The 22,302-nt window shown below is 39.7% G+C and carries 21 protein-coding genes and 1 pseudogene; 14 read left to right on the top strand and 8 right to left on the bottom strand.

The features are described from left to right. The first annotated feature begins 485 nt into the window (after window positions 1–485). The 5 genes from IQ19_RS01375 (at window position 486) to IQ19_RS01355 (ending at window position 5,583) form a co-directional block, all read left to right on the top strand. The gene (locus IQ19_RS01375) at window positions 486–1,349 is read left to right on the top strand and encodes a MurR/RpiR family transcriptional regulator (protein ID WP_144539157.1); all 864 of its coding nucleotides are present in this window, start codon (window positions 486–488) and stop codon (window positions 1,347–1,349) included. Continuing rightward, the gene (locus tag IQ19_RS01370; RefSeq protein WP_144539155.1) at window positions 1,346–2,491 is read left to right on the top strand and encodes a M20 peptidase aminoacylase family protein; all 1,146 of its coding nucleotides are present in this window, start codon (window positions 1,346–1,348) and stop codon (window positions 2,489–2,491) included. Before IQ19_RS01375 ends, IQ19_RS01370 begins: the two co-directional genes overlap by 4 nt. After that, window positions 2,472–3,296: a GNAT family N-acetyltransferase gene (locus IQ19_RS01365; protein WP_144539153.1), complete on the top strand. Its 825-nt coding sequence runs from the start codon at window positions 2,472–2,474 to the stop codon at window positions 3,294–3,296. The genes IQ19_RS01370 and IQ19_RS01365 overlap by 20 nt, the downstream gene beginning before the upstream one ends. Before the next feature lie 21 nt (window positions 3,297–3,317). Continuing rightward, window positions 3,318–4,424 (top strand): o-succinylbenzoate synthase, encoded by a 1,107-nt coding sequence (menC, locus tag IQ19_RS01360; RefSeq protein WP_144539151.1) that lies wholly within the window; start codon window positions 3,318–3,320, stop codon window positions 4,422–4,424. Window positions 4,425–4,500: 76 nt separating this feature from the next. Further along, window positions 4,501–5,583, top strand: coding sequence for a YkvI family membrane protein (locus IQ19_RS01355; protein WP_144540035.1), 1,083 nt, complete (start codon window positions 4,501–4,503; stop codon window positions 5,581–5,583). Between the two features lie 418 nt (window positions 5,584–6,001). Here IQ19_RS01355 and IQ19_RS01350 read toward each other — a convergent pair whose 3' ends face one another. From IQ19_RS01350 to IQ19_RS01340, 3 genes are all read right to left on the bottom strand, one after another. Continuing rightward, window positions 6,002–6,538 (bottom strand): DUF4865 family protein, encoded by a 537-nt coding sequence (locus tag IQ19_RS01350; protein WP_144539149.1) that lies wholly within the window; start codon window positions 6,536–6,538, stop codon window positions 6,002–6,004. Between the two features lie 267 nt (window positions 6,539–6,805). Beyond that, complete coding sequence (locus IQ19_RS01345; RefSeq protein WP_144539147.1) at window positions 6,806–7,105, bottom strand: 4a-hydroxytetrahydrobiopterin dehydratase; 300 nt, start codon at window positions 7,103–7,105, stop codon at window positions 6,806–6,808. Between the two features lie 83 nt (window positions 7,106–7,188). Beyond that, window positions 7,189–7,686: a hypothetical protein gene (locus IQ19_RS01340; protein ID WP_144539145.1), complete on the bottom strand. Its 498-nt coding sequence runs from the start codon at window positions 7,684–7,686 to the stop codon at window positions 7,189–7,191. A gap of 503 nt (window positions 7,687–8,189) precedes the next feature. On the opposite strand from IQ19_RS01340, the gene IQ19_RS01335 reads away from it, so the two are divergent. The 5 genes from IQ19_RS01335 (at window position 8,190) to IQ19_RS27630 (ending at window position 13,711) form a co-directional block, all read left to right on the top strand. Next, window positions 8,190–8,783 (top strand): glycerol-3-phosphate acyltransferase, encoded by a 594-nt coding sequence (locus IQ19_RS01335; protein ID WP_144539143.1) that lies wholly within the window; start codon window positions 8,190–8,192, stop codon window positions 8,781–8,783. Next, a complete protein-coding gene (locus IQ19_RS01330; RefSeq protein ID WP_144539140.1) occupies window positions 8,780–10,393 on the top strand; it encodes an aminotransferase class V-fold PLP-dependent enzyme in 1,614 nt (537 codons plus the stop codon). The genes IQ19_RS01335 and IQ19_RS01330 overlap by 4 nt, the downstream gene beginning before the upstream one ends. Further along, window positions 10,350–12,227 (top strand): LTA synthase family protein, encoded by a 1,878-nt coding sequence (locus IQ19_RS01325; protein WP_242020851.1) that lies wholly within the window; start codon window positions 10,350–10,352, stop codon window positions 12,225–12,227. The genes IQ19_RS01330 and IQ19_RS01325 overlap by 44 nt, the downstream gene beginning before the upstream one ends. Before the next feature lie 261 nt (window positions 12,228–12,488). Then, window positions 12,489–13,166: a Na-translocating system protein MpsC family protein gene (locus IQ19_RS01320; RefSeq protein ID WP_144539136.1), complete on the top strand. Its 678-nt coding sequence runs from the start codon at window positions 12,489–12,491 to the stop codon at window positions 13,164–13,166. 395 nt (window positions 13,167–13,561) lie between these two features. Further along, entirely contained in the window at window positions 13,562–13,711 is a 150-nt protein-coding gene (locus tag IQ19_RS27630) for a hypothetical protein (protein WP_158638717.1), read from the top strand. A 182-nt stretch (window positions 13,712–13,893) separates the two neighbouring features. On the opposite strand, the gene IQ19_RS01315 is transcribed toward IQ19_RS27630, so the two are convergent. Then, the gene (locus IQ19_RS01315; RefSeq protein WP_144539134.1) at window positions 13,894–14,778 is read right to left on the bottom strand and encodes an EamA family transporter; all 885 of its coding nucleotides are present in this window, start codon (window positions 14,776–14,778) and stop codon (window positions 13,894–13,896) included. A 272-nt stretch (window positions 14,779–15,050) separates the two neighbouring features. Between IQ19_RS01315 and IQ19_RS01310 the strand changes: the two genes are divergently transcribed. Beyond that, complete coding sequence (locus IQ19_RS01310; RefSeq protein WP_144539132.1) at window positions 15,051–15,584, top strand: GNAT family N-acetyltransferase; 534 nt, start codon at window positions 15,051–15,053, stop codon at window positions 15,582–15,584. Between the two features lie 276 nt (window positions 15,585–15,860). On the opposite strand, the gene IQ19_RS01305 is transcribed toward IQ19_RS01310, so the two are convergent. The 4 genes and pseudogenes from IQ19_RS01305 to IQ19_RS01285 all read right to left on the bottom strand — a co-directional run bounded on the left by IQ19_RS01305 (window position 15,861) and on the right by IQ19_RS01285 (window position 19,765). After that, on the bottom strand, window positions 15,861–16,838 hold the full coding sequence (locus tag IQ19_RS01305) for a polysaccharide deacetylase family protein (protein WP_144539130.1): 978 nt from the start codon (window positions 16,836–16,838) through the stop codon (window positions 15,861–15,863). 143 nt (window positions 16,839–16,981) lie between these two features. Continuing rightward, window positions 16,982–17,383 (bottom strand): annotated as a pseudogene (locus IQ19_RS28305) (glycosyl hydrolase family 18 protein); the annotation flags it as partial. 1,317 nt (window positions 17,384–18,700) lie between these two features. Then, window positions 18,701–19,129, bottom strand: coding sequence for a hypothetical protein (locus IQ19_RS01290; protein ID WP_144539128.1), 429 nt, complete (start codon window positions 19,127–19,129; stop codon window positions 18,701–18,703). Between the two features lie 369 nt (window positions 19,130–19,498). Beyond that, on the bottom strand, window positions 19,499–19,765 hold the full coding sequence (locus IQ19_RS01285; protein WP_144539125.1) for a hypothetical protein: 267 nt from the start codon (window positions 19,763–19,765) through the stop codon (window positions 19,499–19,501). Between the two features lie 390 nt (window positions 19,766–20,155). Between IQ19_RS01285 and IQ19_RS01280 the strand changes: the two genes are divergently transcribed. The 3 genes from IQ19_RS01280 (at window position 20,156) to IQ19_RS01275 (ending at window position 22,137) form a co-directional block, all read left to right on the top strand. Beyond that, a complete protein-coding gene (locus tag IQ19_RS01280; RefSeq protein WP_144539123.1) occupies window positions 20,156–21,271 on the top strand; it encodes a cysteine desulfurase family protein in 1,116 nt (371 codons plus the stop codon). Window positions 21,272–21,418: 147 nt separating this feature from the next. Beyond that, window positions 21,419–21,586, top strand: coding sequence for a hypothetical protein (locus IQ19_RS28295; protein WP_242020850.1), 168 nt, complete (start codon window positions 21,419–21,421; stop codon window positions 21,584–21,586). After that, entirely contained in the window at window positions 21,511–22,137 is a 627-nt protein-coding gene (locus tag IQ19_RS01275; protein WP_338422626.1) for a DsbA family oxidoreductase, read from the top strand. Before IQ19_RS28295 ends, IQ19_RS01275 begins: the two co-directional genes overlap by 76 nt. Window positions 22,138–22,302 lie beyond the last annotated feature (165 nt).

The following is a 22,302-nucleotide window of genomic DNA, read 5'->3' as shown; positions in this document are numbered from 1 at the left end:
AAAGGTTTTACGATATTTTAAAGAGGAAGTTGATCTGCGGACATATGAGAAGTTTAATTTTTAAAACTAATTTTATGGTCGTTAAACCGGATGATTATCGACCATATTAGCTGCTCTACCGGGAAAATGGTCGTTAAACCGGATGATTATCGACGATAGTGGCTGCTTTATCCATAAAAAATATTGTTAGCAGCTCAACGGGACAAGGAATAGGTACTACCTTTAGTGGTATTAACCGGATTTTAAAATAGTAGTGTAGGTTAGGCAGTTGGAGAGATTTTTCTTGAAGTTATTTATCCAGAGTAAAAAATGCAGAATTATGAGGAAAGTGGGCACCCCGATCGGGTGTCTGTTTTTTTTATTTTAAAATTTTCTGAAATATCATTGTTTTCAAAAGGGAAATGTGATAGTTTTATAAAAATGAAGTTCGGACTTCATAAACAATAAAAATACAGCAGAAACTTCATTCACGAAGGTGAGACTACATGATCTTAAAAGAAACCATAGAAAAAGAGTTTAATAACCTTTCCAAAGGCCAGCAGAAGGCTGCCATGTACCTGCTGGATCATCCCAAGGATTTTGCAGTGAAGTCAGCGGGGGAGATTGGCAAAAGGATCGGAGTCAGTGAAACGACAGTGATTCGTTTTTGCTATTCGATTCATCTTTCTGGCTATTCTGAGCTGCAGAAGATGGTCCGTGAGCAGCTGCTTCAAATCAATAGCACGCTTGGCCAATATTTTACGAGCAAGGTGGAGCTGGCGGAGAAGCCTCATTTCTTTGCGAGTGTGATGGAGAAGGATTGCCTGCATATTAGGGAAACCATACAAAATATTCGTGAAGAAGACTTTGATCAAATGGTTAACCGATTAATAGAGTCAAATAAGGTTTATGTAACGGGTTTGCGATCTTCCTTTTCAGCGGCCAGCTGGCTTGCTTTTACGCTTGGACTTGTTCGCGGAAATACCAAGCTGATCCGGCCGGATACGGATGATTTATTGTTGACGATCAGCGATATGGATGAGGGATCGACGTTCATTGCGATTTCCTTTGACCGCTATATGAAGGATACGATTAAGCTAGCGGAATTGGCGAAAAAGCAGGGAGCTTTTGTGATTGGGATAACGGATTCCAGTATTGCACCGATTAAGGAGCATGCAGATTTGCTTTTCCATATCCATTCATCGGAAAAGTCGACAATCGATGCGGCACCAGCGCTATTTTCATTTTTAAATGCGGTAATTGCAGGTGTCTCCATCAAGGATAGGGACCGATTTACGAAGCGAAGAGAACAATATGAAAAATTGGATATCAACCACTTTTTTATTCAGCCGGGAGGGAAGATGGATTGAGAGAATACATAGAAGAATTAAAACCGACGATTGATTGTGTTTTTAACCATTTGCATGAAAATCCGGAGATCAGCTGGAAGGAATACAAAACGACGGAGTATTTGAAGACATTCCTTGAGTGCCGAGGATTTGATGTTCAGGTGTTTGGCGATTCAACGGGCCTAGTTGTCGAGGTTGGGGAAGGCAGCCCATGTGTGGCACTGAGAGCGGATATGGATGCACTTTGGCAGGAGGTGGATGGCAGGTTCCAGGCCAATCATTCCTGCGGGCATGATGCCCATATGAGCATGGGGCTTGGAGCGATGCTATTGCTGCAGAAAGCTGGCTTTCCTTCAAAAGGGAAACTCAAATTCATTTTTCAGCCGGCCGAGGAAAAGGGAACAGGCGCTTTGAAGATGATTGAGCAGGGTGTTTTGGATGATGTCGATTACTTATACGGCGTTCACCTCAGGCCCATTCAGGAGATCCGGGATGGAGAGGCATCTGCAGCCATTTTCCATGGTGCAGCCAGATTCCTGACTGGTGAAATTATTGGAGAGGACGCTCATGGCGCACGCCCTCATTTAGGACAGAATGCCATTGAGATTGGAGCATCTCTTGTGAATGAAATTAAAAGCATTCATCTGGATCCGATGGTTCCTTATACAGCAAAGATGACAAAGTTCCATGCAGGAAGTGATTCAGGGAACATTATTCCTGGGAAAGCTTCCTTCAGCTTGGATCTGCGGGCTCAAACAAATGAGGTCATTGCCGATCTATCAGAAAAAATCGAAACGATTACTGAATACCTATCCAAATTATATGGTGTGAAAATCACCTTAGAAACTAAAGCAAATGTTGCTGCAGCGGAGGTAAATGAAGAGGCACAGCATTTTATGGAAAAAGCCATTGTGGATGTGCTTGGTGCGGATCAAGTAAGGGAACCGATCGTCACCTCCGGGGGGGAGGATTTCCACTTTTACACCCTGAAGAAACCGAACATAAAAGCAACGATGCTCGGATTGGGGTGTGATTTGCAGCCGGGGCTTCACCACCCGAAAATGACGTTTAATCGGGATGCCATCTACGCTGGAGTTGAGATTTTAGCTAGAACATTAATGCATACATTGGAGGGAACTGGAAATGGGCGCAACGGTGACTAAGAAGATTGATCTGCGGGTTTTAAAGACAGCCTCCGATATGAATCTGATTCAAAAGCTGGAGAATGATATCTGGAATATGGCTCCGCTTCCCGTTCATCAAACGATTACAGCGGCACAAAATGGGGGCCTGCTGCTGGGGGCTTTTTATGAAAATGAACTGGTTGGCTTCAGTTATGGATTTTCCGGTTTTAACAAGGGAAAAAGCTATCTTTGCTCACATATGCTTGGCATACACCCGGACCATCAGGATAAAGGATTAGGCGCCCTCCTAAAGCAGAAGCAAAAGGAGAACGCTTCCGAAATGGGCTACGACTTAATCACCTGGACATTTGATCCGCTTGAAAGCCGGAACGCCTATTTGAATCTTTCCAAGCTAAATGCGGTTTGCTCCACCTATGTGGAAAACTGCTATGGGGAGATGGATGACAGCTTGAATCATGGGCTGCCAACTGACCGATTAAAGGTCGAATGGTGGATTAATAGTTCACATGTGGAGGAACCTTTACAGATTGAAGCAGCTATACAGGATCCGTTTGAATGGGGTGTATCGGAGGACGACTTTCCAGTTTTATTAAATACAGAACGGGAAGACGCTTTAGGTCCTGTTCTTGTCCCTATACCGGCAAACTTCCAGGCTATTAAAAGCCAAAATGTTGAGCTGGCAAGAGATTGGCGCTATAAAACGAGAGAGATTCTTCAATCCTTATTTGAAAAAGGATATGCGATGACTGGTTTTATAAAAGGGAAAGAAGAACTTGTTCATTACTATATATTGGTCCAAAGAAACGAGCTTCGACTCAACTAACAGGAAAAGGCGGGAAACGACATGAAAGTAACTGAAGTACTATTGCGTCATATGAAAATGAGAATGAAAGCTCCATTTACAACAAGCTTCGGAACATTTCAGGATAAAGAGTTTCTTTTACTGGAAGCGAAGGATGAAAACGGTTTGAGCGGGTGGGGGGAATCCGTTGCATTCCATTCTCCCTGGTATAATGAAGAAACATTGAAAACAAACTGGCACATGCTTGAGGACTTCATCATTCCGGATCTATTAAATAAAGAAATTCGCCACCCGGATGAAGTTTCTGAAAAACTTTCTTACATACGAAAAAACAATATGGCGAAGTCAGCCTTTGAAGGCGCTGTGTGGGATTTATATGCGAAGCAACAAGGCATTTCGCTCGCGAAAGCCTTAGGCGGGACGGCCAGCAATATTGAAGTGGGAATCAGCATTGGCATTCAGGATACAGTTGCTGTTCTGCTGAAGCTCATTGAAGAGCATGTAAATGAAGGCTATAAGCGGATTAAAGTCAAAATCAAGCCGGGCTGGGATGTTGACGTCATGAGAGAAATCCGCAAGCATTTTCCTGATGTGCAGCTGATGGCTGATGCCAACTCTGCTTACAGGCTGGAGGATATTGAACTGTTAAAACAGCTGGATGAGTTCGATTTAATGATGATCGAACAGCCGCTGGCATCAGATGATATTATCGACCATGCCACATTGCAAAGGGAGCTCAAAACGCCGGTATGCCTGGATGAGAGCATCCATTCCTATGAGGATGCCAGAAAAGCAATTGAGCTTGGAAGCTGCAAGATTATTAATATCAAAATTGGCCGTGTTGGCGGGTTAACAGAGTCCAGACGAATTCATGATCTATGCCAGGAGCGCGGCATTCCGGTATGGTGCGGCGGCATGCTTGAATCAGGAATCGGCCGTGCGCACAATATCGCCCTCACGACCCTATCAAACTTTGTGATGCCAGGTGATACAGCAGCGTCGTCCCGGTATTGGGAAAAGGATCTGATTAAACCGGAAGTGACCGTTGACAATGGAATGATAAGAGTACCAGAAAAAGCAGGTCTTGGGTATGAGCCTGATCTGGAAACAATCAAGCAGTTTACTGTTTCGGAAAAAAGCTATTCTTAAAGAGGAGAGAGGATTCTCTCTTTCTCTTTTAATAATAATTGTCGAAAAATTCTAATACTAAAAAGGGGACAAAATGATGAAAAAGAGTATTCAGATTGCCGGGGCGTTTATTGGCGTAATCGTTGGAGCCGGCTTTGCTTCCGGTCAGGAGATTTTACAGTTCTTCACAAGCTTCGGGTGGATGGGGATGATTGGAGCCGTTGTGGCAACATTCTTGTTTGCGTTCCTGGGTATGAATTTAACACAGCTTGGCAGCCGGCTGCAGACAGACTCCCATAAAGATGTGATCTACCATATTTGCGGCAAATACCTTGGAATGGCGGTTGATTTCATCATTACCTTCTTCCTTTTCGGTGTGGCCGTTGTCATGCTTGCAGGTTCTGGCTCCATTTTTGAAGAACAGTTCGGAATTCCGAGTATGGCTGGGAATATCATTATGGCCGTTTTAGCAATTTTGACCGTTTGCCTGAATGTCCAGAAAGTTATTTCGATCATCTCTCTTGTGACTCCATTTTTGCTCTTGATGGTCATTACTATTGGCGGATACGCGTTAAGTACAATGGGTATTGATTTTGAAGAAGTTCAGAAATTGGCGGAGAGTCAAACACCAGCCGCTTCGAACTGGTTTATGGGTGCGTTATTATATGTTTCTTACAATATTGCGGCAGGTGCTGCGATGCTGGCGGTTATGGGCGGCACGACGAAAGATGAAAAGCAGGCAGGACTGGGAGGAATCCTGGGTGGTGTCGGACTGGGTGTTCTCATTTTACTGATCAATGTGGGCATGCTTGTTAAAATGGATGTCGTTGGCGGATCGGATATGCCGATTCTCGCGCTTGCAAATGAGATTTCACCGGTATTTGGATTGTTAATGTTCGTTGTACTATTGGGCATGATTTATAACACAGCTGTTGGCATGCTTTATGCGTTCACAGCACGTGTGGTGAAAAGAGAGAATCCTAAGTTCAATCTATTTGTTGTCCTATTTGGGGCTGCAGCTTTTGGGGCAAGCTTTGTTGGATTCATTACATTAGTAGGAACCGTTTATCCGCTGATGGGATATCTTGGCTTTACGCTGATTGCGGCGATTGTGTTTGCGTGGTTTGCAAGGAAGAGGCAGGCTGGAAGAGTGAATATTGGAATTTATACAGAACAATAAGATAGTAATGCAGAAACAATGAAGGGGCTGCTCCTGGTTGATTAATACTGGGAGCAGTCTTTTTTTTGCGTTAGCAATTTTTATTCATCTCTCCGAAGCCGTGCTGTTTGAATGTTCGCTTGCCGCGATACATAGTTTAACAACCATACACTTGTCCCTTTCCATGAATAGCATATTATGAAGGAGATGAGTTAGATATGTTAAATGATTTAAACGAAAATCAAACAAGCCGTTGCTCCCGCCAAACTGTTAAATCAATATTACCACTTATAGAAATAATACCTAGAAGTGTTATTGGAGACACTCCAGACGACCAATGCGAATATTATTGTATTGGTTATGTTTGCGTTAAAGTTTGCTATGGCGAGTAACTATATTCGTTCTTAAGCGTTTTTAACGCTCAAGCATACATAGGTTATTAGGATATATGAAGGATCTTATAGATGATTCCATTCATTTCATTTAAAATGTCCAAATCGGTTAAAAAGTAAAACGCATCATACTCCCATTTATCAGGATTATAAGTAACCAAATAATGGGTATTCTCCATTACTGGAAGCTCTTCTGCTATTTTATCTTTTAGGTTAAGAAGACTCTCCTGTGGCTGGATTCTTCCTGTGATTTGATACAGGTATTTACTCTGCTTGATATGAGATGAAGTAGTATCAATTAGCGGTATTCCGACATTCACTCGCTGCCATCCAAATGAGTTTAAGATATTATCATAAAATCCATTAAATAGAAATTTGTTTAGACCGCTGCTGCCTTTCCATAGATATAAGGGACAATAGCTATTTTGTCTATTACGATTGATTCCTTTTTCAGTTATTAAATATAATTTGAATTTCAGATCTTGAAATCCGTCTGTTTTATGGCCATTCTTTTTTACTCTGTCTTTTATAATGTTCATATCATAATCACTTGGTAAAGTAATTTTATACTGTGTTGCTATCATTTCATATTTCCTCCTTAGACAATATGGGAACATAAAAGTTGTAGCTTAATAAAAATATGAAGCCTTGTTAAGTTTTATTTTAGAGCTACAGTTCATTTAAATGCTTAACATGCAGTGCCTGTCCCCCGATGTATGAAAACATCACCGTATCAGGGGACAAGCACAATATTTAAAAACGAGTGCAACGATTTGCACTCGATTGATCATAACTACATTTCTTAGAAGCTCAGAGCCAAACTGAGCTTTCTCTGCTTTTAAAAGCATAACTCATACCTTTGGCACAGCATCAAAAAAATCCTCTAACTGACTGGCAAGCTTAAAATCCAGCTCTGTCAAACCATTTTCATTCCAAGAGGTGAGGGAGACAATGACCAGTTTATATTGGATGCTGATAAAAGGGTGATGATTTTCCTTTTCAGCAGAGGATGCTATTTTATTTACAAATGAGATTCCATCCATGTATTCTTTGAAGCGGTAACGGCGTTCAATCCATTTGCTATCTTTTCTCTTCCACCCAGGCAGTGTGGTTAGGTGTTGGGATATTTCTTCTTCATTTAATCGTTTCATTAAATGTACGCTTCCTTCCAAAGAGGCCTCGAAGTCTGCTAGGGAAATTTATAGATTTGTATCATTAAAAAGAAGTCCAGCCCTCAATAAAGATTGTATTCTCCATCCTGCTGTTCACTTCCTGCAGAAGGAAAGGAAACACCCATCGTGCGCAAAGATTCTTTTGCTTGAGCTAAATAATTTTCAGCTTGTTCCTGCCATTTGATAATGACGTTAATAAACGCTTTATACTCAGGACCTGCATTTTCCTCCATCGTCATTAACCCATCACGTACTTTTCGATCTTGATTTTCGGCATTTATGATACAAGCTGCCATTGTGTCTATAATGGATTGGCGCTGCTCACCATTCACGAGTCTTTGGGCGGACCCTACAGCAGTAACGCGGTGATAGGAGGCTGGAACAAGATGATTATGCATCTCCACATTTCCTTTTAAATCTTTGGTCTCTGGTATATGGAAAAGCTCAGAGCTCATCGCACATACCATTTCTTCAGCATACAAACTTTGCTGCAATAAATTTAAAATTTGTCCCCAGTTATTAACCCTATATGGATAATATTGATAATAATAAGGATTCAATAAAACATCTCCTTTTAATGTAAATTGGAACCTCATCTTTATAGGTATGATTGATTACTCAGTGTAATGTCATTTTAAATTCTGGCAGACAGACCTTTCTTGCTAAACGAGAAAACAAGGTGCCAGTCCCCCGATATGGCGATGCTTAATAAATCGGGGGACTGGCACCATTATAGTAACCTATTTTCTTTATTTCCTTGATTAACACCTATAAATTTGTCTACCCTCCTGAATATCAACGGGAGCTTCGACTATTGCAGGCGAAAAGGATTGCTAATAGGATTAAGAGGAAAGATTCATATTTCAGTTGAGGAGGAGCATTTTGATGTTCCTCTTTTAAGTGTTTTGAACTTACGGCAAACTATTCCACTAACAGGATTGTATTTGCTATAGTAAGAGGGTAATTTTAACATTTATACTTTTATAAAAGGAATTTTGTAAACATATGAAACTTTTTACTCTTTCTGATCGTTTATTTAATATGAGATAGGTTAGGTGTTTTAATGAATGAGAGTATGATCGCTTGTTTGATTATCATCGTTTCCTATTTTTTGGGAAGCATTACCGGAGCTTACTATGTAGTAAAGTTCCTTTCCAAACTTGATATTCGGTACATGGGCAGCGGAAATGTGGGAGCAACGAATGCGGGGAGGGCTTTAGGGAAAAAAGGCTTTTTGATCACTTTGGCAGTGGATGCTGGTAAAGTGTGGATGGCATTGTCTTTTGCCAGCTTCATATCCAATGGAAAGGATTTATATTTAATTCTCAGCGCTCTTTTTTTACTGATCGGCCATCTTTTTCCCATTCAGCTTCGTTTTCACGGAGGAAAAGGGGTTGTGGTCTACTTGGCATCCGCTCTATTTCTCGAGCCAATAATTATTGCTGTGTTTGGCATTATTATGGGTGCTGCGTATATCATTCTCCGTAAATACACAGCAGCTGGTTTCATTTCCATGGCATCCATACCCATTTCGGTTTGGCTGATGGATCATTCATTCATGAAACCTGCCGGGCTGCTTTTGCTTTTTATCATTGTCCTTTTTTCTCATACCAAATTTTTCTCCCGCCAGGTACACAGCATAGGAGGTAAACCATGAATCGCGTCATCTATAAAATAGCAACCGAACAAGAGGAATTTGAACAAATACATAAATTGAATTATGAGACCTTTGTGGAAGAAATCCCTCAGCATGAAGAAAATGAGAATCATCAATTGGTTGATAAATTTCACGAGGAAAATACATATGTGATTGCAAAAGATGGTGCAGAAGTCGTTGGCATGATCGCCATTCGGGCTGAACGGCCATTTTCGCTTGACAGCAAACTGGAAGACCTAGAGAGTTATTTGCCTTTGAATGGGAATCCATGTGAAGTCCGTTTGTTATCAGTAAAGAAAGCTTATAGAAGTACGCGTGTCTTTTATCAATTATGTACAAAGCTTTTGGACTATTGCCTGGAAAAAGGATATACAATGGCCTTGATTTCCGGGACAGTCAGACAGTTAAAATTGTATAAGCACATGGGCTTCATGCCTTTTGGCCCCTTATTAGGACATGAGAATGCCAGGTTTCAGCCTATGTATTTGACGAAGGAGAGCTTTGGGCTTTCCACAAAAGCGTTTGAACGGCTGATGTCCAAAAGATCCATGGCAAGAAGAGAACTTTCATTTTTGCCCGGTCCAGTACCAATCCATCCAAAAGTAAAGAAGGCTTTCTCTAAAACAGCCATTTCGCATCGAAGCATTGAATTTAAAGAAAGCTTGATAAATCTTAGAATTCAATTATGTGACATGACAGGGGCCAATTATGCAGAAGTTGTGGTTGGCACCGGGACTCTTTCCAATGATCTTGTGGCCGCTCAGCTGCAAAATCTTTCGGGGAATGGCTTAATTCTTGCCAATGGTGAATTTGGATCTCGTCTCATTGACCATGCCAAAAGGTTCCAATTAACGTTTCAATCCATCGAAAAAAAATGGAATAAACCGATTTCACTGGCAGAAATTGAATTCGCCATCAATCAGGATCCTTCGATCAAATGGATTTGGACCGTTCATTGCGAAACATCTACAGGCTATTTATATGATCTGGAAGGGATTCAAGGCTTGTGCAAAGAATATGGATTAGAGTTGTGTGTAGATGCCTGCAGCACTGCTGGTGTCGTCCCTTTGGATTTAAAGGAAACCTATTTGGCTTCCACTGTGAGCGGGAAGGGTTTTGGTTCGTACCCGGGGCTTGCGATCGTGTTCCATAGAGAAAAAATTCGATCATCCAACTCGGTTCCGCGATATTTGGATTTAAAAATGTACGAAGACCATCAAAGCATTCCATACACCCATTCTTCCAATTTGGTCAATGCTTTACATGAGGCGCTAAAGTTAGTGGATTATGAAAGCATTCAATCTTTATCCAGTGCAGTGAGAGAAAGATTGAGAGCTGCTGGATGTGAATTGCTTGGTGCCAATGGGTATTCGCCTGGGATCATCACTATCAAGCTTCCCAATGGAATGTCCAGCAGGGAATTTGGGGACCAGTGCAAAAAGAATGGAATTCTGATCAGTTATGAAAGCGAATATCTGCTAAGAAGTAACTGGGTTCAAATTGCCCTGATGGGGGCGCAGGATGAAATGGCGGTACTGGAGTCTTTAAAGATCGTGGAAAGAATTTTTGCCAGCCAAATTAGGAATGGGTACGTTTATGAAACCATTTAAAAAGCTGACAGCGGTGTCGTATGCCGTCATTCTGCTGTGGATCAAAACGGTTTTAATTTCTTTTATCGGTTTCAACTTAAATGCCCAAAATGTGCTGGACATTGTGCTCATGATCATAAGCCCGCTTGGGGCCATCATGATTTTGCTTGGCATTGGTTTTCATTTCAGCCAAAAAGCCAAACCGGCAGCCATTTGGTTATCTATGCTCATCCTGACTGCCATCCTTTATGCTGATTTGCTGTATTATCGTTTTTATAGTGACTTTGTAACCGTCCCGATTTTATTTCAGTTTAAAAACGTCGGCGGAATCGGCCCCAGTACTCTTGAACTTGTAAGTCTTTGGGATCTCTTGCTGTTTGCAGATCTCTTCTTTTATCTGCTGCTAAGCAAGAAAAAGAAACTAAAGACAGCAGCCCTGAAAAAAGAGGGGAAAAGGCTATATTTTGCTGTCGGCGCTTTGTTCGTTGCTGTGACTATATTGCTTGGCTGGATTAAAGTTCCGCATCTTTTCTCGGAATCTTATAATCGCCAGCAGCTGGTTAAACATATAGGGCTTTACCAGTACCATCTATTTGATATCGGGATGTCCGCCTCATACCCGCTGAACCGTGCTTTTGCAACAGCCTCAGATGCAGAGGCTTCTGCTGAATATATCTTCGGCAAAGAGGAAGCGCCTTCAGACTATTTCGGAGCGGCTAAGGGAATGAATATTGTTCTGATTAGCATGGAATCCACCCAAAATTTTGTTATCAACCAGAAAGTCAATGGGAAAAAAATAACCCCATTTCTCAATGATCTGATTAAAGACAGCTTTTATTTTAATGAAATATACGATCAAACTGCACAAGGAAAGACATCCGATTCGGAATTCATGATTGATACCGGCTTGTATCCATTATCCAGCGGTTCTGCTTTTGTACGGAAACCGGAGAATACCTACAAAAGCCTGCCCCATATTTTATCTGAAGAGGATCACTATTACTCGGCCGTTTTTCACGGAAATGATGCTTCTTTTTGGAATCGGGAGATGATGTACCTCTCACTTGGATATGACCGTTATTTTTCAAAGGCCGATTATGAGGTCACCGATGAGAATTCAGTGAATTATGGAATAAAGGATATTCCATTTTTCCAGCAGTCGATTCCATATATGGAGAACCTGCCAAAACCTTTTTATGCGAGGTTCATTACTTTGACAAACCACTTTCCATTCTTGCTGGAAAATCAAGATAAATTCATCTCTGAAGCTGAAACATCAGAAATGGTCGTAAACAGATATGTAACCACTGTAAGGTATCAGGACGAAGCCATCAAAACCTTTTTTCAGGAGATGAAGGAGAGCGGCCTCTATGAGAATACGATGTTTGTCCTCTATGGCGACCATTACGGCATTTCAAAAGAATATGAACAAGGAGCATTAGAGCTTTTAAAGCTTGAAGATTCAGCTGTTAGCCGGATGAAGCTGAAGAGAGTGCCACTCATCATTCATGTGCCGGGACTTGGAGGGGCAACGGTTTTAAACATGGGCGGTGAAATTGACATTCGGGCAACCATCCTGCACCTGCTCGGAATCCATCATGCAGAAAACAATAGCTTTGGCCACAACCTGTTTAAACGGGATTCAAACCATCCTGTCATTTTCCGTGATGGAAGCTTTATTGCCAAAGAGTATTTATACAGAGGCGGCAGCTGTTTGAATAGAGATACGGGAACAGAAGCGGATGTAAGCTTTTGTGAGCCTTATTTAGAAACGGTCAGGAAGGAGCTTGGGCTCTCAGATGATATCGTTCATGGGGATCTGCTGAGGTTTATAGAAGAGGGGAAGAGAAATTAAAGGGCAGGAAGTCAATTCTGCGATAAAATAATGGGGATTTAGCCGCCAGTATAAGTGCTGGCGGCTTTTAAGCCTTAAGGTATATTTTGTTTCCTATATACTTATACATTTGGGTATTTATACTAACGCCTGTTCGGAAAGAAGAAGGAGGCTTAAACATATAAAAAGATGGATGGCCAACAATGACAGTCTTTTTTATTTATCGGTTTATCTTCATCTCGAAAGGGAAAGATAGGAATAAATTAAGTTGTGAGGGATAATATGGAAACAGCTGTATTAGAGAAGGAAATTAACAGTTATATGGGCCATCTGCTTCGTGAGAAATTTGGCCGGGGGCCGGGCAATATTTTTTGTTCTGTCTCAGACTCTTTAATAGCCATTTACATAACCGGATTTCTGACACCCCTTGAGAAATCTTTGTTGGATCATCAAAAGGTTGATTATGTGCAGCGGACCAGGGATCTTTTAATGGAAAATTTAAAAGGAGAGATACAGTCCCAGCTTGAAGCATATATAAAGAAAGAAGTGAAGGAAATTTTTTATGACTGGAATCTGGATGGCCAGACAGGTATGGTTTTGGCATTAATTTCCGAGCTTGACTCAAATGAAAATAACTATAAACATAGTAAAAAGGTTAATGACGTTATTGATCAGGTCAGCATAGAAGCTGAAAAGTCCCCGGATGTTATTTATTCAGTCAAGATTGATGATCGGAAACTAATTGTTGTAAGAAAAGGAATTCTTGTGAGTATTGAAAGAGAATTAATCGAACTTGGTTACGAAGAGACACTCAGAATTGCAAAAAGAAACCAAGAGAAGAGACTAATTGGAGAACATATTAGTGCATTAGAAAGTTACTTAAACACAGGTGTTGCTGACTATTTTATTGATTGGGATTTTGATGGGGACAAGAGCTATATCTTATTTATCCTAAAATAACCTTGTTACATGCATGGGAAGATGTTATTATATTGGAGGTAAATCTTTTGCTGTTTTTTCGGATTAAAATGAATGGGCATGGTACCGGACATCTATCTGAAAATACAGGATTTGAAAAACATTAAAATACATTTAAAGAGACAATAAAAATATATTTATATGCTGATTCGATGGCTGGGCAAAGAACCAAACATAGGTCAGAAAAGGAATGAACCCCTTTTCTGGCCTTTTTTTATTACCATCTTTTAGGGGGTGAATATACCATTACTATAAATGAATTAATCTCTTGGGCAGATAACCTGGTAGAGTCGAAAAAAGAGTCTTTAAATAAGAATGGCACCAAAATATTAAAGAGAAGAGAGCTGGAAGAATACCTCGAAAAAGAAGCAAAGAAAATGAACATAGACGTTAAGAAGGATAACCATCCAACCAAACCAGCCTATATATTTTGTGATCAAGAACAGGAAGTCATCCTGGAAGTGCTTTACCGATATAAAAGCTATTATGCAAGGCATCGTGTGTATATTGAAAATGAGGAAGATTAAGCTCCGTCCATATTAAAAGCTGCTTTTATAACTTTATAACCTTTTTATTAAATTGATGCATTTCATATGATGGTGCATCTTTTTTATATTTACTGATCATCACCGCCAAATTTATTTTGAAAGCCTATCTGGTAGTAAAAACCTCTACAAGCTATAACGTTATTTTTTATGCAAAAGAGACTCTAAATAACCAGCAGTCCGGTCCCGATCGTAATCAAAATAGCCCCCGCGATTGTATTTTTAGTTGGCTTCTCTTTTAAAATAATAAAGCTTAAAATCATGATCAGTACCACACTGAACTTATCTATCGGATTGACGACGCTTACCTTGCCGAGTGCCAGGGCGCCAAAGTAGCATAGCCACGATAGTCCAGTTGCTGCGCCTGATAATATGAGGAATAGGTAAGACTTTTTGGAGATCGTTTTGAGTTCTTTAAAGGTTCCCTGAAAGAAAACGATGCCCCAGGCAAATAGTATAATGACCACTGTACGGATAAAGGTGGCCACATTGGAATCCACGTCTTCAATCCCGATCTTCGCTAATATATTGGTAAGGGCAGCAAAGACAGCGGAAAGGACTGCGAGAAAAATATAAGATTTGGTATTGAAGACTTTCTTCTTCGTATCTTCTTTATTCTTATCTTTCTTTTTATCTTTTCCAATTAAAACAAAGGTTCCGATGGATATAACGATGCCCCCTGATACGACTAAAGCCGTTGCTGGTTCCTTGAGAATAATAAACGATAAGATTATGGTTAGGACTACACTCGCTTTATCAATTGGGACCACTTTGGAGACATCACCAATTTGAATCGCCTTAAAAAAGCAGATCCACGAAAACCCAGTCGTCAAACCTGAAAGGATGAGAAAAATGTAAGAATTCATGGATACTTTCATGATGCTGACTGTTTGCCCCGTTATCACTACCATCAAAAATGCCATAATGACTACGACCACCGTTCTGACCGCGGTAGCTAAATTAGAATCGACATCCTCTATTCCAATCTTCGCAAGTATAGCTGTAAAGGAAGCAAATAATGCAGCCAGTAATGCCAATATAATGCTCATATTTATGAAACTCCATTTCTGATGAACTAATGTGCTTAATTTAGTTTGGAAAAGTGAGCCTAGAATATTCAACAATAATAAAACCTTATTAGCCACGATGATTTTAAATAAGGCTAGAGTCTTATATGCAAATACAGCGCAGGCTTCTTTAAGGAGTTGAGCGCAAACCGTATCAAAACCCATGTTATAATTTGGTAAATATCCTGTTGAACTAATTTTGTTTGCCTTTACAAGAATAATAGAGTTAAAAAATTAATATTTGGAGGATTTGAATGTCAGAATCTAGCCGTAAAGTGACATGCATGATTCGTGATGCACAAGTAGAGGATGCAGAAACCATTTTAGACCTTGAGAAATCTGTTTTTTCTGAAAGAGAGTATTTCATTGCTTTACCAGAAGAGTTGGAAAAAACTCCGATACAAAAGCAAAGACAATGGATACGAAACATACTGGAAAACGAAAAAGAAACCTTAATCGTCGCTAAGGAAAAGGGTGTAGTCGTTGGGTGGATCGTATTTAAATCTCAAGAGAAAAAGAGATTATCTCACACGGGTTCCATTACCATGCTGGTCAGTAAAAATTTCAGGGGGATGGGGATTGGGGAAATCCTTTTAAAAGCTTTATTATCCTGGGCAGAGAAGAACCCTTTCGTTGAAAAGGTCAGCTTAGGGGTATTTTCAAATAACCATAGGGCCATTTCGTTATACAAAAAGATGGGATTCTTAGAAGAAGGCCGTAAAATAAAAGAATTCAAGTTAAGTGAACATGAGTATATAGATGATATTTTGATGTGCAAATTTGTTTAATTTTTATCCATTGATTAACCTTAGGGTTGCGGTACTTTAGAATCAGCTGCCAGTATAAGTGGCTTTTTTTTATTGAACTGACGGGGCAGGAAGAAATAAAAGTACAAATAACCAGGTTCATTTCTATTAAATCTTCTGGGAGAAATATATTGGACGTAATTTTTAGAAAAGCTTAACAAAATAAGGCTGCAAAAAAGCAGCCTTTTACTAATTTACTAATGGGCGGTTTACTTGAAGCTCAATGAAGCATTTATTTTGGATTACCCATTACATATTTTATTTAGCTAATAATTCAGGTATTGTAACAAATTCATATCCCTGTGAGCGCAGGTAGTCAATCATTTCAGGCAATGCCTCTATCATTCCATCAAGCTTTCTGCCATCTTTGAAGTTATGCAGTAGGACGATTCCGCCTGATACTGCTCTTGGCTTTACCCGGGATAAAATCTCGTTCGCAGAAGCCCCACTCCAATCATAAGAGTCAATGGTCCATGAAATGGAGCGATACCCCAATTTATTCAGTGTTTCTATTTGGCTGTCATGGATGGCTCCATATGGAGGCCTAAATAGGTCGACTTTTACACCTGTTATTTTCTCTATTTCATCTGTTGTAGACTGTACCGTTTGAGTCAATTGGGCATCTGTTAAAGTTCTTACATCAGGATGATACCAAGTGTGGTTACCTAGTGCATGTCCTTCTGAATGAATCTGTTTAAGTAAATGAGGATAAGCTCTTACTTGCTGTCCCATTACAAAGAAGGTCGCCTTTACGTTTTTGGCTTTTAGAATGTTTAAAATTTGCGGAGTATAAACATCCTCCGGTCCATCATCAAACGTTAGCGCGATGACTTTCTTACTGTGGCTGCCCATATAGATCATACCGGTATAAGGTTTTTCGGGAATATTCAAAATCTGTCCCGGATAAATTTGATTAGGATCATTTATCTGCAGGTTTGCTTGGATCAGTTGAGTCATTGAGACCCCAAGCTTTACAGAAATCTTATAAAAAGTATCACCCCAAACTACCTTGTAAGTACCTGATTCAGGAATATCTAATGTTTGTCCAACAAGGAGCAGTGTAGAGGTCAACTTGTTATGATTAACGAGTTTTTCAACTGTCATTTGGTTCTTTGAAGCAATTTTCCAAAGCGTATCACCAGGCTGAACCGTATAGGATGCAGCTTGTGCAAAGTTTCCGAATGATAGAATAGAGATTAATAGTGCTGCTATAAAACCGAACCACTTTTTCTTCATTATGCCACCTCCTTTTTTATATTGACTCTGTTATTATATAGGTTCGATTACTATAATTTAAATTCTAAAATATTGGTAAAATAGACTCATATAATTAAAGGGAGGCCCAAAAAATGGGTCTCCCTTTAATTTGAACGTTTTTCCTAAATTATTTTACGAATGGTAAAATTGTCTTCGAGCAGCAGCCAATTTTGCGGATACGGATAGCCTAATACCCAGTAGCTTGTTCCCCTTAGTCCGTAGTCTTTTACAGTGTCAAATTTGGCTTGAGCACTTCGAGCATCCTCAAACCAGACTTCATGGCCTCGTCCTTGAGCATCCGTGTATCTAAAAAACGGAGATTGAGCGACTGGATCCTATTGAATGGCAGCTCCATATTGAATGGCACACCGAATGGCTTCCTGCTGACTGAATGTTTCAGCTTCCTGACCCTGTACATGGGGAAGAAGCCAGTCGCGTGCGTAAATTTGAAATCCGAAAAAGATCTTATTTCTTGGAATAACGGAAACAGCATAGTCCAGTACTCTCCTTATTTGATTGAGAGGTCTTTAACTTGAAGGAGATTAAACTCGGCTTTCTGGACATGTTAATCGATGGTGGAGGGAAGGTTTAGCATTAATAACTTAGAAACAAAACGTTTAGATCAATTTTTCTGCAATTATGTAGGGGAAAGGTCATTTAAAAAAAATCAATGAGAGCAAAGTATATTGCTGAAGGAATAAGCAGAAATAAAAAAGTAGTTTATTAAAACAAAAAAGCACCCACAGGATGCAAAATGAAGGGTGTTTAAATAATCTTCGGATTATGGGAAAAGAGTGCAAAAGATCGTTAAGATAACCAATCTTGTCAGCCTCTCAAGCATTCGTCCAGCTCCTTTCAGTTATTTTATCCTATGACCATATTATATCCATTTTTTATTAAGCAAAGTTATCTTAAATGTAAATTTAATGTTAATTGATTAGTGAAGAGAACTCGCTATAAAAGGTTAATTTAAAAAGGCGGCCGGTGAATGGCTGCCTTTCGCTCTTGGCAGGAGTTTTTTATCATCTTTTATTAATAGGACTGCAAGTAAACCCAGCTTGGATTTTCATATAGATATAAATGATCGTTGCTACTCTGCCTTCTTTGTCATGAAGGTTAACCTTAGGCCGCAGGCAATGAAGAAATTCCCGATCACAGCTGCACCGCGATCTGCCGCTATTTAAACACTTATCATGCGCTTTACAGCAGGCGTCTACGCCGTTAATGGGAGCCCCTGGTCCGCTGCAGCCAGGTCCACACCATCTGTAGCCTGGAAAAATACAAAAAGACGATCGTTTTCTCGACATCATTAACCCCTCTTTTAATTTATTTTTATATAAATATGTAAAATGAAGTAGAGGGGTGTGTTTGCATACCTAGAAAGAACTAATATTAAGAGAAATTAGGATAAAAAGCATAAATTCTTATAGTAGAATTAGGAATCAATAGATTCGAGAAGGGAGTTCCCTATGGACAAATATAAGTTTGTCCAAACTTACGTATATTGCCAAAGTCGTGAATAAGTAAAAAGATATTTTATTGAGAAACTTGCAGTAGGCTTTATATGACATCACCCGTATCATTTAAGCATTTGTACCCCTTAAAAATTAAAATGAATGGTATTTCCAACTATCTGGGTTATAAATTACGTTATATCCTTTATGACCATCTCTTGACTTTTGCTTCTATTTTATCTTTGAAGTTACTTAGACTTTCATGTAACAGAATTTCTCTTGAGTCTAAAATAAATGGCCTTTTTCTGTTTTAATTAAAGGGTAAAAAAAACCCCATCTGTAAACCAAATGAGGATTTTCTTCATGCTTACTTAGAGATAGTCTTAGTTAATCCTTTAGCTTGATAAAATCTTCATGCTTAAACACCATCGAGACTGCTGTACGTCCATCATCTTTACCACCTGACAGTGCTGCTACAATACCTTTTGCTTCTTCATCTGTATCACCTTCAATTGCTACACGGAGCATATTGTTGCCTGTGAAGGTAGGTTTGCCATCGTCTGTTTCGATCGCAGGCAATTTTAAAACTGCGCAGTGTCCTGCTGGTATAGTGACTTCTTTTCGGAATATTTCAATCTCTGGAGGAGTAGCAGGGTATAATGAAATGTCATTACAAACATGAACTGATACATCAACAGTCGAAGACTTGTCCGCAAGATTTTTAAAACCAATTAATAGAAACTCTACTGCCCCATCATCAGAACCATCAATTGATACGGGAACAAAAAATGGTCCTGATGTTAGTTTTTTTCCCATTTGTTATTTTCCCCCCCTTTGCTAATTGATAATATATTATATTCTGATAGATAAATGGTGAAATGGACAAACTGTTCAAGACTAATCGATCATTTTTCTAATTATTCATCAAAATTCAAAAGAGACTCACTACAAAATGCCAGTCTCTACTGAAGCAGGCTGATATTTTTTATGCGTCACCAGTGAAGGGAGCTTCTTTGATACCAGAATCTATTGCAGCCCTTGCTGCTTCTAAATCTAGGAAAATAGCAAAGAGTTGCCCACCTAGTGTATCACTTTCGGTTAGCGATAGGGCTTGTTCAATACTAACAATCGCATCATTGGTTCTATTCAGTGCAAGTATAGCTCGATTGTCTGATAGTTTAATAATTAGTTGGTATCTTGGGGAACTATAGGGTTAGCAGGTGCGATAGGATGAGGTGGTAGCTGTATACCTAAAGGTAGAGCTCGAATGCCAAACAAAGCTTCAGTTAAACTATCGATAGCATCTACATACGATTGTGGTTTAATCGGGTTAGGCGGTAGTCCTTGAAACTGAAGCTGTTGAATAATTCTTAATGCACTTCTAGTAAATCGAATGGCATGTCCTGTGCGATTATAGGCTAATCTTACGTGTGTATCTATATTAGATGACATTTCTTCCCTCCTTTCTAAACAAATTCGTTATAGTGTATGAAAGTAATTCCAAGCCCGTAAAAGACATGTGTTTAAATTTAATAAAATAGCTACTTTTGTTCATATATTTAAACAATAGGTATACCTAACAACTTCGTCTGGTCAAGTAACGGTTTCTTTTCCTTGTAAAGGGGAGAAGTGTCGAAAAGTATTTTATGGTGAGTTCAAGGACCTAGCGTATTTTCCTCTTAATTTACGTCATTTATAAAAAGCATCCACAGAATACGAAAAGACAAAAAAAATTTTCGTATATATGGGAAAAGTGTAAAAGCAAAAACCTAACCTTGTTTCAGCTTTTTTTCGTCGTTTAATTGTTTTGATATAATTTAGGCAGAAAGGGGAATAGGGGATATGAAACAGATTTATCTGGATTACAATGCAAGTACACCGGTAGCTCCAGAAGTAGTGGAGGAAATGAAGCCTTTTTTAACCGATTTCTATGGAAATCCTTCCGCCCTTCATTGGGCAGGCAGTCCCGTGAAGGAGAAATTGATGTTTGCAAGGAAGCAGGTAGCAAATCTACTTTCTTGTTCACCAGAGGAAGTGATTTTTACAAGCGGGGGAAGTGAAGCTAATAACCTGGCATTGAAGGGGTATTTTTTTAAAAATCAGCATAAGGGCAGACATATTATTACTTCTAAAATCGAGCATCCGGCTATTTTAAATCCTTTGAAATTTCTAGAACGATTGGGCGCCGAAATCACCATGGTGGATGTGGATCAGTATGGCATGGTTTCCCCCGAAGATATAGAAAATTCGATTAGGGAAGATACAATCCTCATTACCATTATGCATTCTAATAATGAAGTGGGGACCATCCAGCCAATTGATGAAATAGAGAAAATCGCCAGAAAATACGATATTGCCTTTCATACGGATGCCTCCCAATCGGCAGGCAAAGTCCCGTTAGAAGTCGATCAGATGAATGTGGATATGCTGACCATCGCAGGTCACAAACTATATGCACCAAAAGGGATTGGTGCTTTATATCTTCGGAAGGGGATAAAAGTAGAACCCCTTATCCATGGAGCAGGCCATGAGTTTGGCTTGCGGGCTGGTACAGAAAATACTTTGCTTGCAGTTGGATTGGGAAAAGCATGTGAACTGGCTCAGGAGTATGTATATGACACAAAGCTTGAGGAGTTAACGAATTACTTTTGGGAGCAATTAAGGGATGCGTTTGGAAGCGGTGTCGTTCTGAATGGGCATGAAAAAAGGCGATTGCCGAATACCCTGAATGTCAGTTTTATCAATCGGGTTGGTCAGGATATTTTAGCTGCCATCCCCTTGCTTGCAGCCTCTACAGGCTCGGCCTGCCATTCAGGAAAAGTAGAATTATCTCCTGTCCTTAGAGAAATGGGTGTTCCTGAACATATTGGAATGGGAGCTATCAGATTCAGCCTTGGCAGGTACACTGCCAAAGAGGATATTGATCAGGTGGTTACTTGGTTGAAAGATCAAATTTGAGGAAATGAGTCAGGGTTCTTTACATAATTTGATTCGGAATTCTTAAAGTGATTTTCTATAAAAGGGAAATAAATAGATATTCAGTAAAGGTATCAAGCTAATTTCGTGTAAAAGACTACCTTAACTACTATACTAAAGGAGAAATGAATGGAATGGAGGAATAGAGTATGCATATTGAAATGTGGACTGACTTTGCTTGACCATTTTGCTATATTGGCAAAAGGCATCTGGAAGATGCCATTAAACAGATTGACCATCCGATTGAAGTCACGTATCGATGCTTCGAGCTGGACCCAACAGCTGAACGGGATATAAAAGAAAATATGTATGAAAAGCTGTCCCAGAAATATGGGATGAGCATTGCACAGGCAAAAGCAAACACTCAAAACATGGTACAAATGGCTAAGAATGCTGGATTGGATTTTAACATGGATACAGTTGTTTTGACTAACACCTTCGACGCTCACCGTTTGGCGATGTTTGCGAAAACACACGGATTAATGAAAGAAATGACTGAACGTCTATTACGAGCTTATTTTACGGATTCTAAACATATTGGGGATCATGAAACATTAACGAAATTGGCGGCAGAAGTCGGGTTGGATCGTGATGCTGTAGAAAAAATGCTCGCGAGCGATGAGATGGCTGACGCTGTTCGGGCAGATGAGCAAACAGCCCAGCAGTATCGCATCACAGGTGTCCCATTCTTCCTTATTAATAAAAAATACGCTCTTACTGGTGCACAGCCAACCGAGGCAATTGTACAAGCACTGGAAAAAGTCATTGCAGAGGATGAAATCACCGTATTAAACAACCAAGATGGTGTGATCTGTGATGAAGATGGATGTGAAATTCCTAAAAAGTAGTACATAAGAGATTGATTGACTAAATTGCATGATTAACCTATTTAATAAGAACTAGTCTCACGTATCCCTTTAAGGAGGAAATCGGAGGCTGGTTCTTTTTATGTAAGGATTTTTAAAAGTGAATATTTAACGGATGGGTAATAGAATGAATCTGCAGGACTGTCA

This window comes from Cytobacillus oceanisediminis, from assembly GCF_007830235.1.
Lineage (GTDB): Bacteria > Bacillota > Bacilli > Bacillales > Cytobacillaceae > Cytobacillus > Cytobacillus oceanisediminis.
The sequence above is the reverse complement of the archived record's forward strand: the minus strand, read 5'-3'. Positions and strand labels throughout refer to the sequence as shown.